Raw genomic sequence first — 3093 nt, 5'->3', positions numbered from 1 at the left:
CCCCGGCAGGACCTTCATCCTCCTCGACTGGTGCCAGCGGGTTCTCCGGGGCGGGCGAGGTGACGAACATCGCATACATCGCCGCGACCTTTTTGCGGTCGAGTTCGGCATCGTCATATTGGTCGAGCAGAAACAGCTTCACGATGGCCGGGGCGAGCTTTGATACCCCGCGCAGCTGACCACCTTCGAGCGGGTCAATCACATGAATGATCTCTGAAGCTGGCACCCTTACAATCTCCCCTGCGAGGCCAGGGTCAGTGCTGTCGCCTGGATGCCGGCGAAAGAAGTGATAGGCCACACGCCGCCCGATCCGGTCAAACTCGATGCCCTGGCGGATTGCATTGCCGTTGGCCGCAACGCCTGTTTGCTCCAGTGGGAGCATCTCGGCGGGCAACATCTGCAGTTGCAGCGGGACCGTCAGCCCGTCACTTGCACGGCGCATCCGGATCCGGAAAAACACCTCACCTGCGATAAACACCTCGCGTGCGGCGCGGCGCTGCAGCCCGTAGAAATCCGTCAGCCCTTCGGCATCTGCCTCGTCGGTCCAGGCCAGCCAGAGCCGCTGCAGCTCCTCCTTGCGGGCCGCATCACCAATCTTCGAGATTGGCTTGATCCCATCGCCCACGGTATTGGCAGCCCAGCTCTCCACGGCATTTACCGCATAGCCATTGTTGCGCACCAGCCAGCGCGCGCGGGCGGTGATGTCGGGACCAGAGGCGGCGATCAGCGCGTTGACATGGGCGCGTGTTGCACGGAACCCGCGCAGGCGGCGGTGATGCTGGCCCGCATCAAACCCACCGATGAATGCGCCCAAACGCTGCCGCCAGTTCATTATAGGTCTTTCACGGCATGAGGGCGCAGGATGCGCCCGGCACCACGCTCGGCTTTCGCAATCCGGCGCTCGATGTCACTGATCGCAGCCGCCAGTTCGGCATCGGTGCCGTAGGTGACTGTCTTGCCGTCATAGCTGACAGACCGCGTGCCGCTGTAGCGCGCGGCCAGCAACGCGCTGTGGCGGGATTTGAGATCATCGAGGGTCATCAAGTTTTGCTCATTCCATGTATTTTGGCGTGCTGATTTTCCAGCCACGCCGCCGCGGTGCTGTGATGCGCCCAGCTTGCGGCTCAGCCGATTTGTCGGTCTCGGGCTGTGCCACGGTTGCGGCGGTTTCCACACCAGCCTGTTTTTCCAGCTGGCGCCACATCCGCTCGTCAAAGCGGTCTGCGCCAAGGATCCAGGCTGCTGCGCGCGCATAGACCCGCGTATCGAGCGCCTCGTTCCTCTCCCGTAGCTTTTGCCATTCCTGGCGGGCAAAGCCGCGCTTGTTGCGGATCGTGACCAGTTGTTCACCTACCAACTGCTTGAGCCATTCGTTGTCGGCCCAGTCGGGCAGGTGGATCATGCCGGCCGGATCGGGGAGGCCCAGCGCACGATCTTCATCGCTGGGCCGCTCGACCCGCAAATAGCGATAGGTCTCTGCCTTGAAGGTGGCGGTGGCCACCGTCCAGAGCCGGGCCCCGCGTTTGAGCTTGCGACCGTTCACCGTGGCATCGACAAAGGTTGGCCCCGAGACGGGTGTCGCCCGGTTGAACCCCTCTAGGCCCTTCACAGGTGCGACCTGCGCAATGCCCTGCTTGCGCGCCCATCCGTAAACGGCGGCGGTTTCATAGCCGGTATCGATCGCCAGTTTGGCCAGTGGCATCACCGCGCCATGCTCATGCACCCATGTCCGACCCAGCAGCGCGGTCAGCTTGTCCCAGCAGGCAGGATCATCTGGTCCACCCGGGATGACGATGTGATCGACGAGCCAGCTTTGCAGCCCGCGACCCCAAGCCCAGACGTCGAGCTCGATGCGGTCTTTTTGCACATCGGCACCGGCCGTCAGGAACAGCCCGCCCATCGGGATCTGCGCGGGGAAAGTAAACCGCTGATCCGCAAGACGCTGCCATTCCGGCGCCTCACCGCTCTCAACCCAGGTCTCGCCCAAGAGTGTGTTGCGCGCGGCGCGCAGCATCTCGTCCGAGCCTTGCGCTGCCAGCCAATCCCGCGCGATTTGCTCCCAGCTTTTCCAGCCGATCGGCGAATAGAGCGCCGAGAGGTGGAACCCGATGGCATGCGGATTGTCCGACACTGCCGTCGCCCGCCATTCACCGCGCGCCAGCATCTGCGTTTTGTGGTGCTCGGCGATGGGTTTCTCGCACCCTTCACAGGTGTAGGCCGCCGTTTCCGGCAGCCCTTTCGCCCAGCGCAGGCGCTCGAACTGCAACCATTGCTTATGGTCACAATGCGGGCAGGGCACGAAATACCGCTGCTGGTCGCTGGCCTCGAACTCCCGCTCAATGCGGCTCAGCCCGCGGATCGTGGGCGTCGAGACCATGAAGACCTTGCGCCTGTGCGCGAAGGTTGTTGTTCGGGCTTCGGCAAGGGTGACGGGATCGCCTTCCTCATCAGCCGAGGCCGGATAGGCATCGACTTCATCGAGGAACACATAGCGTGCTGGCATCGACCGCAGGCCGGTCGCACTGTTAGCGCCGGTCAGCACAAGAATGCCGCCCGGGAATTCCTTCGACAGCATCGAATTACCCGCATCGCGTGAGCGTGCCGGCTGCACCCGTTCTTTCAGCGCGGGGCTGTCCTCAATCAGCGGATCAATCCGGCCGCGCGATGTGCGCTTGGCCATCTCAACAGTGGGCAGCACGGCCAGCATCGGCCCCGGCGCGTGATGGATCACAAAGCCGATCCAGTTGTTACCGGCCTCTGTTGCCCCGACCTGGGCTGCTTTCATAAACGTGATACGCTGCGCCGGATGACCGGGTGAGAGCGCATCCATGATGCCACGCAGATACGGCGTCCGAGATGTGCGATATTGTCCGGGCTCGGCGCTTGCCCGCGACGAAAGCTTGCGATGCGCATCCGCCCATTGCGATACCGTCAGGTCCGGATCGGGCCGTATGCCACGCCGCCAGACACGCAAAATGTCCTCGGCCCCATCAAACCCGAGATCAAGGCCCTCGGTTAGATCAGTGTCATGATCTCCCTCATTCAAGCGAGACCCTGAGGTCTGCCAGGGCGTTGAGCTGCTCTCGGACATGG

Annotated in this window: 3 protein-coding genes; all 3 read right to left on the bottom strand. The window is 63.2% G+C overall.

The features are described 5' to 3' along the window. A partial coding sequence (locus QZ196_RS17480) for a phage portal protein (protein ID WP_296428691.1) occupies nucleotides 1–832 on the bottom strand: 832 nt, incomplete at its 3' end. Then, complete coding sequence (locus QZ196_RS17475) at nucleotides 832–1041, bottom strand: hypothetical protein (RefSeq protein WP_296428690.1); 210 nt, start codon at nucleotides 1039–1041, stop codon at nucleotides 832–834. The genes QZ196_RS17475 and QZ196_RS17480, both read right to left, overlap by 1 nt. A 10-nt stretch (nucleotides 1042–1051) precedes the next feature. Then, nucleotides 1052–3091 carry a phage terminase large subunit family protein gene (locus tag QZ196_RS17470; RefSeq protein WP_296428689.1) on the bottom strand — a complete coding sequence of 680 codons (2040 nt, stop codon included), beginning with the start codon at nucleotides 3089–3091 and terminating at the stop codon, nucleotides 1052–1054. Nucleotides 3092–3093: the final 2 nt, after the last annotated feature.

Origin of the sequence: Yoonia sp. (assembly GCF_017854565.1) — a bacterium.
In the GTDB taxonomy this organism is placed as follows: Bacteria; Pseudomonadota; Alphaproteobacteria; order Rhodobacterales; family Rhodobacteraceae; genus Yoonia.
The sequence above is the reverse complement of the archived record's forward strand: the minus strand, read 5'-3'. Positions and strand labels throughout refer to the sequence as shown.